17 protein-coding genes are annotated in these 18,616 nt (G+C 57.2%); 7 read left to right on the forward strand and 10 right to left on the reverse strand.

What is annotated here, in order from left to right; all coding sequences use genetic code 11:
• Positions 1-42 precede the first annotated feature (42 nt).
• On the forward strand, positions 43-2,295 hold the full coding sequence (rnr, locus tag G6R15_RS14810; RefSeq protein ID WP_164660735.1) for a ribonuclease R: 2,253 nt from the start codon (positions 43-45) through the stop codon (positions 2,293-2,295).
• 1 nt (position 2,296) lies between these two features.
• On the opposite strand, the gene G6R15_RS14815 is transcribed toward rnr, so the two are convergent.
• Positions 2,297-2,689 (reverse strand): DUF1801 domain-containing protein, encoded by a 393-nt coding sequence (locus G6R15_RS14815; RefSeq protein WP_164660736.1) that lies wholly within the window; start codon positions 2,687-2,689, stop codon positions 2,297-2,299.
• Positions 2,686-3,384, reverse strand: a complete 699-nt coding sequence (locus G6R15_RS14820; RefSeq protein ID WP_164660737.1) for a glutathione S-transferase family protein — start codon at positions 3,382-3,384, stop codon at positions 2,686-2,688. Before G6R15_RS14820 ends, G6R15_RS14815 begins: the two co-directional genes overlap by 4 nt.
• Positions 3,385-3,469: 85 nt before the next feature.
• On the opposite strand from G6R15_RS14820, the gene G6R15_RS14825 reads away from it, so the two are divergent.
• Both G6R15_RS14825 and G6R15_RS14830 read left to right on the forward strand, forming a co-directional pair.
• Entirely contained in the window at positions 3,470-4,186 is a 717-nt protein-coding gene (locus G6R15_RS14825) for a YafY family protein (protein ID WP_164660916.1), read from the forward strand.
• Between the two features lie 64 nt (positions 4,187-4,250).
• On the forward strand, positions 4,251-5,543 hold the full coding sequence (locus G6R15_RS14830; RefSeq protein WP_164660738.1) for a lytic murein transglycosylase: 1,293 nt from the start codon (positions 4,251-4,253) through the stop codon (positions 5,541-5,543).
• Positions 5,544-5,630: 87 nt separating this feature from the next.
• Here G6R15_RS14830 and G6R15_RS14835 read toward each other — a convergent pair whose 3' ends face one another.
• The 6 genes from G6R15_RS14835 to G6R15_RS14860 form a co-directional block, all read right to left on the reverse strand.
• Complete coding sequence (locus G6R15_RS14835) at positions 5,631-6,842, reverse strand: ABC transporter permease (RefSeq protein ID WP_164660739.1); 1,212 nt, start codon at positions 6,840-6,842, stop codon at positions 5,631-5,633.
• A gap of 5 nt (positions 6,843-6,847) precedes the next feature.
• Positions 6,848-8,119, reverse strand: coding sequence for an ABC transporter permease (locus G6R15_RS14840; protein WP_164660740.1), 1,272 nt, complete (start codon positions 8,117-8,119; stop codon positions 6,848-6,850).
• Positions 8,120-8,216: 97 nt separating this feature from the next.
• Positions 8,217-9,308, reverse strand: a complete 1,092-nt coding sequence (locus tag G6R15_RS14845; RefSeq protein ID WP_164660741.1) for an extracellular solute-binding protein — start codon at positions 9,306-9,308, stop codon at positions 8,217-8,219.
• Between the two features lie 69 nt (positions 9,309-9,377).
• Positions 9,378-10,475 carry an ABC transporter ATP-binding protein gene (locus tag G6R15_RS14850; protein ID WP_164660742.1) on the reverse strand — a complete coding sequence of 366 codons (1,098 nt, stop codon included), beginning with the start codon at positions 10,473-10,475 and terminating at the stop codon, positions 9,378-9,380.
• 217 nt (positions 10,476-10,692) lie between these two features.
• Positions 10,693-12,090 (reverse strand): aspartate aminotransferase family protein, encoded by a 1,398-nt coding sequence (locus G6R15_RS14855; protein ID WP_164660743.1) that lies wholly within the window; start codon positions 12,088-12,090, stop codon positions 10,693-10,695.
• A gap of 74 nt (positions 12,091-12,164) precedes the next feature.
• Positions 12,165-12,845: a GntR family transcriptional regulator gene (locus G6R15_RS14860; RefSeq protein ID WP_164660744.1), complete on the reverse strand. Its 681-nt coding sequence runs from the start codon at positions 12,843-12,845 to the stop codon at positions 12,165-12,167.
• A 144-nt stretch (positions 12,846-12,989) separates the two neighbouring features.
• Here G6R15_RS14860 and G6R15_RS14865 point away from each other — a divergent pair, with 144 nt between their 5' ends.
• The 4 genes from G6R15_RS14865 (at position 12,990) to G6R15_RS14880 (ending at position 16,997) form a co-directional block, all read left to right on the forward strand.
• Entirely contained in the window at positions 12,990-14,075 is a 1,086-nt protein-coding gene (locus G6R15_RS14865; protein WP_164660745.1) for a polyamine ABC transporter substrate-binding protein, read from the forward strand.
• An 89-nt stretch (positions 14,076-14,164) separates the two neighbouring features.
• Positions 14,165-15,292: an ABC transporter ATP-binding protein gene (locus G6R15_RS14870; RefSeq protein WP_164660746.1), complete on the forward strand. Its 1,128-nt coding sequence runs from the start codon at positions 14,165-14,167 to the stop codon at positions 15,290-15,292.
• Positions 15,292-16,182: an ABC transporter permease subunit gene (locus G6R15_RS14875; RefSeq protein ID WP_164660747.1), complete on the forward strand. Its 891-nt coding sequence runs from the start codon at positions 15,292-15,294 to the stop codon at positions 16,180-16,182. The genes G6R15_RS14870 and G6R15_RS14875 overlap by 1 nt, the downstream gene beginning before the upstream one ends.
• Positions 16,179-16,997 (forward strand): ABC transporter permease, encoded by an 819-nt coding sequence (locus G6R15_RS14880; protein ID WP_164660748.1) that lies wholly within the window; start codon positions 16,179-16,181, stop codon positions 16,995-16,997. Before G6R15_RS14875 ends, G6R15_RS14880 begins: the two co-directional genes overlap by 4 nt.
• Before the next feature lie 3 nt (positions 16,998-17,000).
• Here the strand turns inward: G6R15_RS14880 and G6R15_RS14885 are convergent, their stop codons facing one another.
• Complete coding sequence (locus G6R15_RS14885; RefSeq protein ID WP_240336777.1) at positions 17,001-17,900, reverse strand: phosphotransferase; 900 nt, start codon at positions 17,898-17,900, stop codon at positions 17,001-17,003.
• Between the two features lie 46 nt (positions 17,901-17,946).
• A complete protein-coding gene (locus tag G6R15_RS14890) occupies positions 17,947-18,615 on the reverse strand; it encodes a flagellar hook capping FlgD N-terminal domain-containing protein (protein ID WP_164660749.1) in 669 nt (222 codons plus the stop codon).
• Position 18,616 lies beyond the last annotated feature (1 nt).

Raw genomic sequence — 18,616 nt, forward strand, 5'->3', positions numbered from 1 at the left:
TTTGGTCATGACCTTGTCAAAGGGCCGTGATAGGCCAGAGGTATGACGCGTATTCCAACAAAGGAAGAGATCCTCGATTGGATTTCGGCCAACCCGACCCTCACTTCGAAACGAGACATTGCCAAAGCCTTTGGCATCAAGGGCTCGGACCGGATCGACCTGAAACGGTTGCTCAAGGAACTTGAGGCCGAAGGCCATCTGGAAAAGCGCAAACGCAGCTATTCCGACCCCGATCGCCTGCCACCGGTCAGCGTGTTGCAGGTCAAGGCACCGGATAGCAATGGCGATCTTTTTGCCAAACCGATGGAATGGCACGGCGAAGGAGTGGAGCCGGTCGTGTTGGTCATTCCCCGCGCCTCGGACCCGGCCTTGGGTGAAGGAGATCGAATCCTGGCCCGGCTGACCGTCGTGCACGAGGAAGACCACAACTACGAGGCGCGCCTGATCCGGCGCATCGGTGCCAACCCGAAACGGATCTTGGGTGTGTTCCGCAAGCGCAGCGAAGGCGGGCGGATCGTGCCTATCGACAAGTCCTCTGGCACCGAATGGTCCGTGGCCGAAGCCGCTGTGTTGGGTGCAAAGGATGGCGAGCTGGTCGAGGCCGAGCAGGCCGGCCCCAAGGGCCGGATGGGCCTTCCCAAAGCGCGGATCGTGGAGCGGCTGGGCGATCCTTCGGCCCCCAAAGCGGTGTCACTGATCGCGATCCATCAGCACGGCATTCCGGATGACTTCCCTGACCCTGTGATCGCCGAAGCAGATGTCGCCAAACCCATGGGGCTGAGCGGGCGCGACGATCTGCGCGACTTGCCGCTGTTAACCATCGACCCCTCGGACGCGCGCGACCATGACGATGCCTGTTATGCCCATGCCGATGATGATCCCAAGAACCCCGGTGGCCATATCGTTTGGGTCGCCATTGCCGATGTGGCGGCCTATGTGCGCCCCGGTTCCGCGCTGGATCGCGAGGCCCGCAAACGCGGCAATTCCAGCTATTTCCCCGACCGCGTGGTGCCGATGTTGCCGGATCGCCTGTCGGGCGATCTGTGCTCGCTGCACGAGGGCGTACCGCGCGCCTGTCTGGCAGTACGGATGCAGTTGGACGCGGACGGAAACAAGCTGTCGCATCGCTTTGTACGCGGCTTGATGCGATCGGTCGCCTCGCTGCATTACGCCGAGGTGCAGGATGCCATCGACGGCACCCCCAATGATCGAACCGGTCCCCTGCTGGACCCGATCCTGAAACCGCTTTATGCTGCCTATGGTGCGTTGAAAAAGGCACGCGAGGAACGACAGCCGCTGGACCTGGATCTGCCGGAACGCAAGATCGTGCTGGATGATGATGGGAAGGTTCAATCGGTCAACTTTCGAGACCGGCTGGACGCGCACCGCCTGATCGAAGAGTTCATGGTGCTGGCCAATGTAGCGGCCGCCGAAACTCTGACCGCCAAGAAATCCCCGCTTTTGTTCCGCGTGCATGAAGAACCTGCGCCCGAGAAACTGGAGTCGCTGCGCGAAACCGCACAGGCAGCCGGTTACAACATGGCCAAGGGGCAGGTGCTGCAAACCCGTCACCTGAATACATTGCTGCGGGCGGCGGCTGGGACTGACGATGCAGAGTTGATCAACATTTCGACCCTGCGGTCTATGGCGCAGGCGTATTATTCGCCCGAAAACTTTGGTCACTTTGGCCTGGCCTTGCGCAACTATGCGCACTTCACCTCGCCCATCCGTCGCTACGCTGACCTGATCGTGCATCGTGCGCTGATTAAGGCACACGGTTGGGGTGATGACGGGTTGCAAGCGGATGAAATCGACCGACTCGAAGACACGGCCACCCATATTTCAGACACCGAACGTCGATCGATGGTGGCAGAACGGGACACGACGGATCGCTATCTGGCCGCGTATCTGAGCGAGCGGGTTGGCAACGAATTCTCTGGCCGGATTAGTGGAATGGCGCGGTTCGGCGCCTTTGTGAAGCTCGACGAGACCGGCGCAGACGGGCTGGTGCCAGTGCGTTCTCTGGGGCGCGAGTTCTTTCACTTTGACAGTGAAGCGGGAACGCTGATGGGGTCGGACACAGGGATGGTCTTGTCTATTGGTCAGCGGGTCACGGTGCGGTTGGCGCAGGCAACGCCGGTAACCGGAGGTCTAGAGCTGGAGATGTTGTCGGTGGAAGACAAAGCCATGCCAAAACCTGTTAGCCCTGCAGGCCGCACGCAACGTCGCAAGGCCATAAAGGGCAAACGCAAGCGGGACAAAATCAAGCGCAAGGTCGAGCGCAATCGGCGCTAAGTTACGTCTTTTGATGGTACGTCAACGCGCGGGCGATCAGCCAGCCGTGACGCCCGTCGTCGATTTGGCCTGTATCCTCAAAAAGAACAGCACGCGTGCCGTCGATCCTGTCGGTTTTGGGAAATGCGGTTTCATAGTCCGGGATCAAGCGGCTCTGACAATGCACAAACAGGGCGAAGCCTCCGGCTTTTGGCACGCCCAATCGGATCGTGGACCCTTTGGGTGTCAGGTAGGCGGGTTGTCCCCATTTGAGCGTTTCTTCAACCTGTGGCACGCTCGGTAATTCGCAGGCCACATCGAAGATCAGCCCGCGCAGCCGCAGCAGGCCTGCACGAGGCTTGGACGGGATCGCCGCAAAGGCTGCGGCGACCTGATCGTTGGCAAAGGGTGTCATGTCAATTCAAACGCCTGATCCATTCGCGATACATAGTCGGTCAGCAGCCTGTCATTGGCAATCCGCTGTTGCAGCGGCGTCTCCACTGGTGTCGCGGCAATCGCCGCCAACATCGGGGCGACGGAGTAATCAGCAGAGGTTGGCGTATTGCCCAGCAGAAAGGGCGAATGCCACAGGAACGCGGCAATCGCGGTCAGGTCGTTCTCGACCCGCTCAAGGCGTTCAGCTAGCGAGAACCGGGACACGCCCTGCATGTCCAGTCCACGCAGAACCGACTTGCGCACGGATTTTGTGATGGGGCCCCGGATTAGACGAGGAACACTGGAAAAGAACGTTTCTCGCAGAACTGGCCAGACCTCATCATTGCCCCAGCGGTCCATGACCAGTTGGAAATACAAGTGGTCCTCGGCCATGCGGATCAGGGCGCGTGACTGGCCTTTTTGCAGATCGCTGAGGCCCTGATCAAAGTCGGCGCCGCGCGCCTCAAGCCAGCCGCGAATGGCATCGCTGTCGGGCATCAATCGTTCGGGCGTGCGCAGCACGGGCAATTTACGGTGGGGCATCTTGCGCGGGTCGAGCAGATCGGACCGCTGCCACTGCTGACCAGAAGCTTCGAGGAGGTAGGCGGCTTTGACGCAGAACGGGCTTCCGCTGAACAAGCCAAAGGCCGAGGGGTATATGAAAAGGGTCAACATGACGAAACTCCGAGATTTGAATTGAGTCGGACCCTAGGGGGAGGTGATGACAGTTTCTGTCATCAGTGTTAGGCAGTATGGAGCCATGTCACGCACCGCCCGCCTGTTCCAGTTGATGCAAGCCCTGCGTTCAGGGCCGCAGCCACGCACCTCGATCCAGCTGGCGCAGGATCTGGGGGTGTCGCCGCGCACGGTGCATCGCGACATCGACACATTGCGCAGCTTGGGTGCGGTAATCGACGGCGAGGCCGGGTTTGGCTTTACCTTGATCGAGGACGCAACCCTGCCGCCGCTGGGGTTTCTGGATGACGAGCTTGAGGCGCTGGTTCTTGGCTTGCGTGAAGTTGAACTGATAGGCGACCCGGCCCTGTCCGAAGCCGCCAGTGCTGCCCTGCGAAAACTGCAAGGACGATTGCCACAGCGACAATCCCACCGCCTGAGCCATGCTGTGTTGACGGCGACGCGGTTCGACCGGCCCCCCAAACCGGGGATTGAGGTTGCGCGCCTGAGAAAGGCGACTTGGGATGAGCAAGCCGTTGAGTTTGGGTACTCGGACGTTCACGGGGCGCAGACGCACCGCCGGGTGAACCCTTTGTCCATTGTCTACATGGACCGGGCCAGCGTATTGGTGGCGTGGTGTCACCTGCGGCAGGATTTTCGTACCTTCCGTCTGGATCGGATGCGCGAGTTAGTTGTGACTGACCAGAGTTTCCGTCCCAATCGGGTGCCCCTGCTGCGCCGAGCCATCGAAAATCTGCGGGCCGAACGCGCGCGAGCGGAGGATTGCACACAATCCGAGTGATCCCTTTTTCAGATGATGCTTTCGCGCTACGCTTGTGCCAGAGCAGACAATCGGGACAACCAAGATGCGTGTATGGCTGAGTGCGGCGGCAGTGTCCGCCGCAATGATGCCCGGGGCAAGCACCGGGTCCGAGAACGAAAATGCAGTCAAACTAGCCTCTGCCCAGGTGTTGACCTCGCTAAGGCCGCAACTGCGACCTGCGCGTGTAGATGCGGTTAAGCCCACATCCGTAGCGTCGGAAGGTGGTTTTCAAGAGTGGATCGTCGGCTTTGGTCCACGGGCCGAAGCTGCGGGCATCAAGCGGTCGATCTGGCAGAAGGCCCTGAGCGGCATGAGCTATGACGCCGAGGTCATTAAGCGCGACCGCAATCAGTCCGAGTTCACCAAGACGGTTTGGGTCTACCTTGACAGCGCGGCCTCGGACCTGCGGGTCAAGAACGGCAAAGCGGCTTTAAAAAAGCGCAACGCTCTGCTGGACCGGATCGAGGCCAAATATGGTGTTGAGAAAGAAGTCGTCGTGGCGATCTGGGGACTGGAAAGCGCCTATGGCACCTTTCGGGGGTCAAAGAGCGTGATCCGCTCGCTGGCGACCTTGGCCTATGACGCGCGGCGCAGCGACTTCTTCGAAGAGCAACTGATTGCGGCCTTGCAGATTTTGCAAGCAGGCGACGTGGCCAGCCGAAATATGAATGGCAGTTGGGCCGGGGCCATGGGGCACACGCAGTTCATGCCGACCTCATTCCTTAAGTATGCGGTGGATTACTCAGGTGATGGTAAGCGCAACATCTGGTCCGACGATCCGACCGATGCTTTGGCGTCGACTGCGGCCTATCTGGCGGGGCATGGGTGGACCTCAGGGCAGCCATGGGGTGTCGAGGTCACATTGCCCAAGGGGTTCGACTATACTCAGGCAAATCGAGAGATCATCAAGAGCCCGAAAGAGTGGGCCGAGCTTGGGGTGAAAGGCATGGATGGTAAGGCGGTGCGCAACCATGGCGCGGCGTCAATCCTGTTGCCCGGCGGGGCAGAGGGCGTGTCCTTCATGATTTTCGACAACTTCGAAGTCTTGGAAAGCTATAACACGGCTGACGCTTATGTGATCGGTGTGGGCCATCTAAGCGACCGAATACGGGGGGCGGGGAAGCTTCAAGGCGGTTGGCCGCGCGGGGATCGTGCGTTGACTTTTGATGAGCGGATCGAGCTGCAAGAGCGCCTGACGGCCAAGGGGTTCGACACGCAAAAGATCGACGCAAAGATTGGTCCGCTGACGATCAATGCAGTCCGGGCTTACCAGCTGGCCAATGGGTTGGTGCCGGATGGGTATGCCTCGCCCGGCTTGTTGCAAGGCTTGAGATGAAAAAAGAGGGGCAATGCCCCTCTTGATCCTTTGCATCAATTCACCCCGCCGTACTTCGAATAAAGAGAAGGGCGGGGTGTTTTTTGTTTAGCCCGGTGACATGCCACGCAGCCGCTCCGAGCGGCGGCGCAGCAGCTCGACCGTGGTCAGCAGCGCGATCGAGATCACCACGAGGATCGTGGCCACGGCCAGGATAGTCGGCGAGATCTGTTCACGCAGACCGGTGAACATCTGCCAGGGCAGCGTCTTCTGGCTGGCCGAGCCGACAAAGAGCACCACGACGACTTCGTCAAAAGACGTGATGAATGCGAAGAGACCGCCAGAGATCACGCCCGGCAGGATCAGCGGCATTTGCACGCGGAAGAAGGTGGTTACCGGGTTGGCACCCATGTTTGCAGCCGCGCGGGTCAGCGAGCGGTCAAAACCCACCAGTGTTGCTGTCACAGTGATGATCACAAAGGGAATGCCCAGAACCGCATGGGCCAGAACAACTTTGACGTATCCCACGAAGTTTTTGGAAAGCCCCAGCGTCCCTTCCATCCAGTTGCCGATGCTCGAGTAGAAAAAGAACATGCCAGTGGCCGAGATGATCAGCGGCACGATCATCGGCGAGATCATGATGGCCATGATAGCGCGGCGACCGGGCACGTGGCTTTGGCTCAGGCCGATGGCGGCCAGAGTGCCCAAGCTTACCGAGATGACGGTCGCAATCGGCGCAATGATCAGCGAGTTCTTGAACGAGCGCTGCCATTCATTGTTGGTGAAAAAGTCCTGGTAGTGCTTGAGCGAATAACCAGCAGGATCAAACCGGAGCATCTCTGGTGTGTACGTAAAGAAGTCCTGTGAGTTAAAGCTGAGCGGTATGACCACGAGGATTGGCGTGATCAGGAACACGAAGATCGCGCCACAGATCACCCGGAACCCATAGTGCCACAGAACCTGACTGGGGGTCAGGTAGGGCAGCAGGCGCTGGCGATAGCGGCCTTCGTACATCCAGTAAGTGAACCAGTGAAAGAACCAGCCCGCGAGGGCGCCCAGGATTGCTGCGGGGATGCCACCAACGAAAAAGCCCAAGGCAAGAAAGATCAGGATTGAGATCCACTTGCTCATTTGCTCGTTCTTGAGCGCAAAGATGTAAAGCGCAGCCAAGGCAGTTACAATTGCAGCGCCAATGACGATGCCCAGGAAGCCAGAGTCGTTCGCCGTTCCAACAAACAGCCCAAGCAAGCCGCCTGCCGCCGCTACGGTCGGCAGAACAAGAGACATCGGTTTGCGCGAGATAGGTGTGAGTGCAGCCATGTCCGTTACCCCAGCTTCACGTTGTCGATGCCTACGATCTTGTCATAGGCCCAATAGAGGATCAGAACGACTACCAGTAGGATCGTGCCCAGTGCGGCCGCGAGGCCCCAGTTCAACGAGCTCGAGATGTGGTAGGCAATCCGGTTCGAGATGAAGACACCCTTGGTGCCGCCGACGATTTCGGGCGTGATATAGTAGCCAATCGCAAGGATGAAAACGAGGATTGATCCAGCGCCAATGCCAGGGATCGATAGCGGGAAGTAGACCCGCCAGAACGCTGTCCAATTGGTCGCGCCCATGGATTTGGCCGCGCGCAGATAGGTCGGCTGGATTGTCTGCATCACCGAGTACATCGGCAGGATCATAAATGGCAGCAAGATGTGGGTCATTGCGATGATGGTCCCGGTCTGATTGTTGATCATGACCAATCGGGAGTCGTCGGCCACCATACCAAGCCAGACCAGAAACTCGTTGATGACACCTTGTTGCTGCAGCATGACTTTCCAGGCCGAAGTCCGCACCAGCAGCGAAGTCCAGAACGGCAGAAGCACCAGGATCATAAGTATATTGGCTGTGCGCATCGGCAGGTTGGCCAGAATCCAGGCCACGGGATAGCCGAGCAGGATACAAGAGCCAGTGATGATCAAGGACATGATCAGGGTACGAACAAAGAGTTTGACCAAGATCCGTTTGTCTTCGGGCTGTGATTGTGCCCCTTCCGGCGTTCGGCGCATGTCCACAGCGTTGAGGAAATAGCCATTTGTGACCCTTGGCGAATGTGTCTTGATCACCCGCCAGGTTTCAACGTCGCCCCACTTCTTGTCGACGTCGATCAGCTTGTCCTTGAACGGTGCATCCGCAGCGGGGTCCATCCGTTTAATCTTGCGGCCAGACTTACGAAATAGCGAGGACATGCCGGTTTGTTCATAATTCAGACGGGTGCCTAGGCGTGTATGTCTCTTGGCATCAATGGCTACGACCATGTCGCCCACAAACGCGGCATAGACCGGCTCGTCAGGCAATTCACCACTGTCGGCATCCCAGCTCTGCAGTTCGGCAACCGTCAATGGCAGCGTTTCCACGACGATGTCGTTCTCAACTGAACGCATCAGCATCGACACAATGGGAATGATGAAAGAAACCAGCACAAAGATAAGCAGCGGTGCAATCAGCATCAGCGCTCTCATCTTTTGCAGTCTCAGCGCGCGGGCCAGGCTCTTTTTCAGCGGCGTGCCGTCTGCGGCGAGCATAGGCCCATCGGAGGTGGTGTCCGTCATGGTCTTCCCCGTTGGTCTTGTTTTTATTGGTAAATGTCCAAACGAATGGAGGTGGAAAGGGCCGAAGTGCGGCCCTTTCCGAATTCAGACGGGGCGATTACTTCGCCAGCCACGCCTGGAACTTGCCATCGATGTCGTCGCGGTAGTCAGCCCAGAACTCGTAGTTGTAGAGGAACGTGTTCTGCGCGTTGTTCGGATCGGTCGGCATGTGGGGTGCCATGTCGATACCCAACTCAGCGTGCTTGCCAACCAGCGGTGCAGATGAGGCACGTGCCGGACCGTATGAGATCCATTTGGCCTGATCCGCCAGCCGCTGTGTGTCGGTCGCGAACATGATGTAGTCCAGCGCTTGCTTTTTGCGCTCGTCGCTCAGGCCGGCCGGGATAATCCAACCGTCCAGGTCAAACACCTGCGCGTCCCAAAGCATGGCAACCGGCTGCTTCTGCTCTTCGATGACAGAGAACAGGCGACCGTTGTAGGTCGAACCCATGACAATCTCGCCGTCAGCCAGCAGCTGCGGAGTGTCGGCACCTGCAGACCACCAGATCACGTCGTCTTTGATGGTATCCAGTTTGGCCAGAGCTTTGTCTTGACCTTCCGGGGTGGCCAGAACGTCATAGACGTCATCTTTGGCAACACCGTCACAGATCAGAGCCCACTCCATGTTGTTGATCGGACGCTTTTCCAGCGAGCGCTTGCCGGGATACGCATCGGTGTCGAAAACCGCGCAAACGCTGGTAGGGGCAGTGTCACCAACCAGGTCGGTGCGATAGCCGAATGTCGTCGAATAAACGATCTGAGGGATGAAGCAGTCAGAGACCAGCAGGTCGCCAAAGTCGTCAGCCGCCGAGGTGCCATCGGGTGCAGGTGCCAGCATGGTGTCGGGGTCGATTTCCATCGCCAGACCTTCGTCGCACAGACGGATCGCGTCCGCCGCAACAACGTCAACTACGTCCCAGGTGACGTTGCCCGCTTCGTTCATGGCGCGCAGCTTGGCAACCGCTTCGGCCGAGCTGTCGTCGTTGATGATCGTAACACCGGACTTTGCCGAATAGGGGTCGTGGTACGCGTTTTTCTGCGATTTGGTATAAGCACCACCCCAGGATACGATTGTCATTTCCTGCGCAATTGCAGCAGGCGCAACCAGTGCCGTCGTCACTGCAAGTGCTGTGAGTTTGGTGAATTTCATATTTCTCTCCATTGTTGAACGTATATCAGGCGGCCCCGATCTGATGTCGGGGTCCGTAAAGGTTTGCGATCAGGCGTCCAGCGCCCGGCAGTCTTCGGGCAGCCAACCGATCTCGATCTGAGTACCGGGTTCGTGGCGAACCTGATCGGGGGCATTCCGGGTCTTGATAACGAATTCATCGTTTCCAGCAACGCGCAGACGTGTGCGGAAAATATCGCCCATATAGATGAATTCCAGCACTTCGGCCTTGATTGTATGGGTGCCTTCTCTCAGGCGCTCCTTGTTGAATTCGACTCGCTCAGGGCGGATCGAAACGCGGGTGCGGTCACCGACGCCGACATTGATCGGCTTTGCGTCAATCAGTTCGCCATCGTCTAGTTTGACCAACGCCACTTCGCCGTTGATTTCTTGCACGACACCCTCGAGCGTGTTGTTCTCGCCGATGAACTGCGCGACGAAACTATTGTCAGGTTCTTCATACAACTGGTCAGGTGGCGCCAGCTGCTGAATTCTGCCGTCATCGAAAACAGCGACGCGGTCCGACATTGTCATCGCTTCGGTTTGATCGTGGGTCACATAGACTGTGGTAATTCCCAGACGATGCGCCAGATCGGTAATTTCGAACTGCATCTTTTCGCGCAGCTGCTTGTCGAGCGCGCCAAGCGGTTCGTCCATTAGAACCAGTTCCGGTTCAAACACCAACGCGCGTGCCAGAGCGATTCGCTGCTGCTGACCACCCGAAAGCTGTGCCGGTCGGCGGCCGCCAAAGGCGCCCATTTCCACCATGTCCAGCGCACGCTTCACTTTTTCCTCACGCTCGGATTTGCCCATCTTGCGCACTTCCAAGGGAAAGCTCAGGTTTTCGGCAATCGTCATGTGCGGAAACAAGGCGTAGTTTTGGAACACCATACCGATGCCGCGCTTGTGCGGCGGGATGTTGTTGATCGACGTCCCGCCTAGGCGGATGTCGCCATGCGTTGCGGTCTCAAACCCGGCCAACATCATCAGGCAGGTTGTCTTGCCTGAACCTGACGGGCCGAGCATCGTGAGAAACTCGCCCCTTGGCATTGTGAGATTTAGATCTTTGACGACCAGAGTTTCGCCGTCATAGCTTTTTTGAACGCGCTCGAATTCAACGAACGCATCGTTGCTGGATGATGCAGTCAACGCCAGCTCCCCGAAGTTTGTTTTCCTGCGGTCTATGCCGCTTTGGGAGAAGCTTAAGCGCCGAGTTGGTTACAAAGCAACCGAATTACGACGCCCGAGAGACGCTTGCGACCATTTTGAGATCGGAATCGTCACCTCAGTTGTCAAAAAAGAGGCGACCAAAGGGAATGGTCGCCCCGAGAATCAGGCAATTTTGATCATCAGACCGAACGTAAGGTCAGGACGCGGCCTTCATCATGTCTTTTTCGAGCAGTTCGGCGTGTGCCTCATCTAGGGATTTGCGAATCCTTGCCATCATCTCATCAATGTCCGCCAGTGTCAGAATCAACGGCGGTGAAATGATCATGCGGTCGCCGACGTGACGCATCACCAGGTTGTTAGCAAAACAGCGGTCGCGACAAATATATCCGACGGTGCCGGGCTCGGTGGCAAACTTGGCGCGGGCTGCTTTGTCCGGGGTCAGCGCAATCGATGCCATCATGCCGCAAATCATCGCCTCGCCCACAAGCGGGTGGTCCATCAGCGCTTCCCATTTTTCTTTCAGATAAGGGGCCGCCACGTCTCGGACGTGGTCGACAATGCCTTCTTCTTCGAGGATGCGCAGATTTTCCAGCGCGACGGCTGCTGCAACCGGGTGACCAGAGTAGGTGTAGCCGTGGTTGAACTCGCCTTGTGCAATCACCTCGGCCACCTCGTCACAGACAATCGAGCCACCGATCGGCGCATAACCCGAACTCAGGCCTTTGGCGATGGTCATAATGTGCGGCTTGATCCCAACGGTTTGTGATCCGAACCAATCGCCGGTCCGGCCAAAGCCGCAGATCACCTCGTCCGCGATCAACAGGATATCGTATTTGTCGCAGATGCGCTGAATTTCGGGCCAGTAGGTTTCTGGTGGGACAATTACACCGCCGGCACCCTGAATTGGTTCACCGATAAAGGCCGCGACGCGGTCTTCGCCGAGTTCCAGAATGGCCTTCTCCAGCTCTTGCGCGCGGGCCAAGCCAAAGTCTTCGGGTGAGGTATCGCCGCCTTCGGCCCACCAGTTGGGTTGATCGATATGGTGAATATCGGGGATTGGCATGCCGCCCTGGGCGTGCATGTGCACCATGCCACCCAAGCTGCCTGAACCTACGGACGAGCCGTGGTAGGCGTTCTTGCGGCTGATGATGATATTCTTGTCAGGCTGGCCTTTGTTGCCCCAATAGGTGCGGACCATGCGGATGTTGGTGTCATTGGCTTCGGATCCGCCGGCGGCAAAGAACACGTGGTTCAGATCACCGGGTGCCAGTTCTGCCAGTTTGTTTGCAAGCGCGATGGCTGGGACGTGCGTGGTCTGGAAGAAGGTATTGTAATATGGCAGTTCGCGCATTTGGCGTGCGGCGACATCGGCCAGTTCGTCGCGACCATAGCCGATGTTGACGCACCACAAACCGGCCATGGCATCCAGGATCTCTTTGCCTTCGCTGTCGGTCAAATAGACACCTTTGGCTCGCGTGATGACGCGCGCGCCTTTTTCCGCCAACTCACCATTGGCGGTAAACGGGTGCATGTGGTGGGCGGCATCCAGAGCTTGAAGCTCGGCCGTTGGTAGGTGGTTGGTGATGGTCGACATGATGTGGACTCCTCGCAAAAGGGCTTTGAACGCAGAATATGATCAAATTATCCTAAGTCAATCTACAAGCTGTGTCACGGGGCGTTCGCCAACATTCCAACCATCAGCTCCATACCCTGTTCGACGTCTTGTTCCATGGCGCGACCTGCAGCCTTGGCGTCACTATCGCGCAAGGCGTTCAACATGTCCTTGTGTCGATCGGGTAGGTTTTGCGTGCCAAATCGGCCACATACGACGCGCAGAGAGGGCCCAAACCGCAGCCACATACGGTCCGCTAAGTCCCGCATGATAGGGGCATCGGCGGCCTGGTACAGGGCCTCGTGGAAAGCGTGGTTGTGGCGCAGATATCCGGCAACGTCACCCACCGAGATGGCCCGGTCTAGCGCGTTATCAATGGCTTCCAGCGCATCCACCTGAGCTGGTGTGATCCGAATTGCGGCCCTTCTTGCCAGCTCGGATTCAGTTGATTTTCTTACGTAAATCAACTGTTCGGCATCGTTAGCCGTCAGAACCGGGACACTTACGCGGCGATTTCCTTGAAAAATCAACGCTCCGTCCGAGATCAACCGTCGAATCGCTTCACGTACGGGAGTCATTCCAACACCCAGCGAATCAGTCAGGCCCTGAATGGTCACGGCTTGCCCAGGAGCCATCTCGCCGAACAGAATTTGCGCCTTGAGCGTCTGATATACCTGCTCGTGGGCGGGACGTTTTTCGGTTTCCGACTTTTCGGTTGGTGCTTTATTTTTGATCATATTCAAGGGGCTTGACCCATTTTTTTCTACGAAGTGCCGCGTTTACGTTTGATGGAATCATAAACGCTGTTGCCGCAGAAGGCAAAACTTGATCAAATCTAGGCAGGCGGGAGCATACCCGCTGTCACGCAGGGAGACACTCACATGAAATTCAAGACATTGACGCTGACGGCGGTGCTGGCGCTTGCGACCTCGGCTGCCTTCGCCGAAGAGGTGCGCGTCTACAACTGGTCCGACTACATTGACGAAGAACTGCTGAGCAAGTTCGAAGAAGAAACCGGAATCAAGCTGATCTACGACGTGTTCGACAGCAACGAGGTTCTGGAAACCAAAATGTTGGCCGGTGGGTCAGGGTATGACGTTGTGGTTCCGTCCGGCACCTTTTTGCAGCGTCAAATTCAGGCGGGGGCATTCCAGAAGCTGGACGTGTCCAAGCTGCCCAACGCAGCCAACCTGTGGGACGTGATCCAGGATCGGACGTCCGGCTATGACCCGGACAACGCCTATTCGATCAATTACATGTGGGGCACGACTGGCCTGGGTGTGAACGTGGGCAAGGTCAAAGAAGTGCTGGGAGAAGATGCACCAATCGGCGACATGGATTTGGTGCTTAAACCCGAGAATATGGAGAAACTGGCCTCGTGCGGGGTGCATTTCCTGGACGCGCCGTCTGAAATGATCCCGATGGTGTTGCAATACCTGGGCGAAGATCCCGATAGCCACGACAAGGATGTGATCGCCAAGGCCGAGCCCATTTTGTCCGCCGTCCGTCCCCATATCCAAAAATTCCACAGCTCAGAATACATCAACGCGCTGGCCAATGGGGACATCTGCGTCGCTGTGGGGTGGTCAGGTGACATCCTGCAGGCCCGCGACCGCGCGGCCGAGGCCGACAATGGGGTCGAGATCGCTTACAATGCCTTCTCACAAGGCTCACTAATGTGGTTCGATCAGATGGCTATCCCCGTGGATGCTCCTAATCCGGATGCGGCGCACAAGTTCCTGAACTTCATCTTGGACGCGGAGAACATGGCCGCAGCGTCGAACTATGTCTACTACGCCAACGGCAACAAAGCGTCTCAGCCGCTTTTGGAATCCGACGTGATCGACGACCCCGCAATCTATCCGGATGAGGCGACGATGCAGAACCTCTACATCACGACGCCTTACCCGGCCAAAACCCAGCGGGTTGTGACCCGTCTGTGGACCAAGGTCAAATCGGGCACCTGATTTGAGACAAACAAACGGCCGGTCGATATTGCCCGGCCGTTTTTGGTTAAACTGCTAGACCGGAATAATCGGGACCTATGGGGGATATCGTGAGTTCAACCGTTTTTGAGCCGTGGGAAGATGCCCGGGCTGAACCGCTGATCCGTTTTCGAAATGTCACAAAAAGGTTTGGATCGTTTACGGCGATCGATAACCTGACATTAGACATCTACGAGAAAGAGTTTTTTGCTCTTCTCGGCCCATCAGGTTGCGGCAAAACCACCATGATGCGTATGTTGGCAGGATTTGAACATCCGACCGAAGGCAGCATCGAGCTTGCAGGTCGGGACATCGCAAACGTTCCTCCAAACAAACGCGCAGTGAACATGATGTTCCAGTCTTACGCGCTGTTTCCGCACCTGAATATTTGGGACAATATCGCCTTTGGCCTGCGTCGCGACAAATTGCCGAAACTCGACCTTGAGGCGCGGGTCGAAGAGATGCTCAAATTGACCCGGTTGGAAAAATTTGCCACGCGCAAACCGCATCAGATCTCGGGCGGGCAACGTCAGCGTGTGGCCCTGGCGCGGTCGTTGGCAAAAGCACCCAAGCTGTTGTTGCTAGACGAGCCCCTTGGCGCGTTGGACAAAAAACTGCGTCAGGATACGCAGTTTGAATTGATGGATATCCAAGAGAAAACCGGCACCACCTTCGTGATCGTGACACACGATCAGGAAGAAGCGATGACTGTGGCCAGCCGCGTAGCTGTCATGGACGAAGGCCGCTTAATACAGGTGGCCACGCCGGATCGGATTTATGAGAACCCGGAATCGGTTTATGTCGCTGATTTCATTGGGGATGTGAATATCATCCAAGGTCGTACATCGGCTGTGGGTGATGACACCTATAGCATTGAATGGGCCGAGGGGCAGAGACAGTTGAATGCAACATCAGCTACCTCGTTTGACAATGGACAAACCTGCCATCTGGCGATTCGCCCTGAAAAGGTGACCATCACCTCGGACCGTCCAGAGGATGCCGACAATGCGGTGCAGGGGCGCGTTCATGACATCGCTTATCTGGGCAATCTTTCAACTTACTATGTCGAACTGCCCAACGGCACGATCATTAAGGCGCAGACGGCCAATACGCGTCGCATTTCACGCCGCAGTTTCACATGGGAAGACCCGGTCTGGCTGTCCTGGACGGCCACTGCCGGCGTCTTGTTGGCAAATTGATGCGGCGCGCTGTCCTGATCGCCATTCCTTACGCCTGGCTGCTGGCGTTGTTTTTGGTGCCCTTTGGAATCGTCCTGAAAATCTCGCTCAGCGATACGGCCATCGCGATCCCGCCCTATGTCCCGACACTTGATCTGGCCGAAGGGTGGACCGGTTTCCGTACTTTTCTGTCAGAGCTGGATTTTGAAAACTTCGTCTGGCTGACCGAGGATGATCTGTATTGGAAAGCGTACCTGAGCAGTTTCAAGATTGCCCTGATCGCAACTTTCTTCACCCTGTTGGTCGGCTATCCCATGGCCTACGGTATGGCGCGCGCGCCTCAAGAATGGCGCCCGACACTGATGATGTTGGTTATCTTGCCGTTCTGGACCTCGTTCCTGATCCGGGTTTACGCGTGGATGGGCATCTTGAGCAACGAGGGGTTCTTGAACCAGATCCTGCTGTGGCTGGGTGTGATCTCCGAGCCGCTCACGCTTCTCAACACGAACAAGGCCGTCTACATCGGCATCGTTTACACCTATCTGCCCTTCATGATCCTGCCGATCTATGCGGCGCTTGACCGTCTGGATGGTTCGCTGATCGAAGCCGCCGAAGACCTTGGTTGCTCGCGGTTGCAAGCGTTCTGGTTGGTGACCATTCCCCTGTCCCGACCAGGGATCATCGCGGGGTCGTTCCTGGTCTTCATCCCTGTGTTGGGTGAGTTCGTTATCCCCTCGCTTTTGGGCGGGTCGGGCACGCTGATGATCGGCAAGGTTCTGTGGGAAGAGTTCTTTTCCAATCGCGACTGGCCGGTCGCAAGTGCGGTGGCCGTAGTGCTGCTTTTGATCCTGGTGATCCCGATCGTGCTGTTCCAGCGCAACCAGCAGAAACAGGCGGAGGCAGAGCAATGACCCGATTGAGTTGGTTCAACGTCGTTTCGCTGACGCTTGGGTTTGCGTTCCTGTACATCCCCATGTTGATCCTCATCATCTTCAGCTTCAATGAAAGCAAGCTGGTGACGGTTTGGGCCGGGTTTTCGACCAAATGGTACGGCGAGCTGATGCAGAACGAGGCCTTTTTGAACGCGGCTTGGGTCACGGTCAAAGTGGCGGTGATGTCATCGACCCTGGCAACCGTTCTGGGAACGATGGCAGCCTACGTGATGGTTCGGGGTGGACGTTTCATGGGCCGGACTCTGTTCTCCGGCATGATCTATGCACCGCTGGTGATGCCCGAAGTGATCACTGGTCTATCTCTCTTGCTGCTGTTCATCGGGATCGGGTTGGACCGCGGCGTGCTGACAATCGTACTGGCCCATACGACATTTTCGATGTGCTATGTTTCTGTAGTGGTCTCCTCGCGTTTGGTAACCTTTGATCGCTCTCTAGAAGAAGCGGCGCTTGATTTGGGGTGTTCACCATCTGAGGCGTTTCGTCTTGTGACCTTGCCGATTATCGCGCCCGCTGTGATTTCCGGCTGGCTCTTGGCGTTTACTCTGTCACTGGATGATCTGGTGATCGCATCGTTTGCTTCGGGTCCGTCGGCGACCACGCTGCCGATCAAGATATTCTCGGCCGTGCGCCTGGGAGTTTCACCCGAAATCAATGCTCTTTCGACGCTTATGATTGCAGTGGTGACCGTTGGGGTGATCACAGCGTCTCTGGTCAGCAAGCGCGCAATGGTGCGTCAAAAGCAAGAGGAGCAGGCGGCGGCAAGGGTCACCTGATCCTTAACATGCGTCGAGCGCCGCCAATTCCAGGTTAAGAGCCTGAGCATAATCAGCGGCGCCGCGTTCCTGTCGCCATAGGCAATAGGTCGACATGCGCCAGTGATACCAGGGGCGCAATTGCACATAGCGCTCGACTGTGGATTTGTCTGGGTACGCCGCCAAGAACCGCTGGGTTTCTGTGTCCGACAAAGGCGCGCCACGATACAGCATTTGCATTGCCGGTGACAGGAACATTGCCAGATCCTCACTGGGATCACCGACGGCGGGGCATTGCCAATCGATCAGTATTGCCTGCCCTCGGTGCATCAAGACGTTTCCTGGAACCGGGTCCCCGTGGATCAGCCTGCAGTTGGGCAGGCGCGGAACGCGACCAGAAGGCTTGCGGTCGCGCACTGCGGCGCAGGTGCTGGTATGGCATTCAGACAGAATTGTTGAACCATGCGCTTCCAGGTCAGAGCTGCCGTTGCACCCAAGCGGCATCTCTGGTGGCAGGGGAAGCTCGTGCAAGCGGTGCAACACCTGTGCAACCGCTTCCGGATTTGAGGACCAACAGGTTCCGGGCGCGTGATCATACAACACCCAGTCACCTTCTTCGAATGGACCGTTTGCCAACAGTTTAGGCGCTATCCCGGTTAGCTCCAGTTCGCGCAGACACAAGCTCTCCAGCAGGGGGTCATTCCGAAACAGCGGGTTAGGTAAATCGTTCCTATAGAGCTTCAAAACCGCATGACGGTGCTGCCCCAGAACTTTCCACACTCGGTTGGTGCGTCCCCCCAACAACACCTCGAACCGATCATCACCCTGAGCCAGTCCCAGGCCAATCAGAGCAGTGATCAGATCGGGCGGCGGCATTTCATTTGGATCAGACAGCGCGATGCTCCGGCGGATAGGCTGGATCAACGCCAGCGGGGTTCAATGCAAGGGTCCGCCTATGTCTCGCCAGAGATTACCCCTGCGCACGCACGGCTGTGACCTTTGACGCTAAAATTGCCTGTCCGCCATCCAGGATCAAGGTCACTTCGCCATTCTGAACCTGAGCTTCTACGACTTTGCTGTAAGCAGCTGCAGCTTCTTCGTTCATGACTATGCCGTCCTTACGGCTTTCAACGGCAAAACTGTAGAGACCGGATGGGTGCGCATTGCCTGATTCGTCCAGACCGTCCCACTGAACCGGCGTGGTAGAAACCGGAATTTCCTGCCGATCTACAACTGTTCCCTCGGCGTTTCGGACAACCATAAAGGCTTCGGTTGCCTCCGTGTCCGGCGCAGGCGACACGGTTATCGGTTGACCGGTATAGTTGGCAGGGGCTTCGGCGCGTGCCTCTTTGCCGATCCAGTTGGACAGTTCGGCCATGTTGTTGCCGCCAAGCTTGTTGACCAAAGCCTCAAGCGTCTGGTTTGTTTTCGTTTGCTGCTCGACCATCGAAAACTGCGCCAATTGCGCGGCGTATTCTGAGGAGTCCAAGGGTTCCAATGGGTCCTGGTTTTGTGCCTGCACGGTCAGCATCTTCAGGAAGGTTTCAAAGTCCGACGCGATTTGCGGCGGGGCGGCTGACGCCGAGCCCGTTGTAGTTGAAGCATTTGTGCCGGTCGTTTGTGTGGTTTGTGTGATCATT

Origin of the sequence: Tropicibacter sp. Alg240-R139, assembly GCF_900537075.1 — a bacterium.
GTDB lineage: Bacteria > Pseudomonadota > Alphaproteobacteria > Rhodobacterales > Rhodobacteraceae > Falsiruegeria.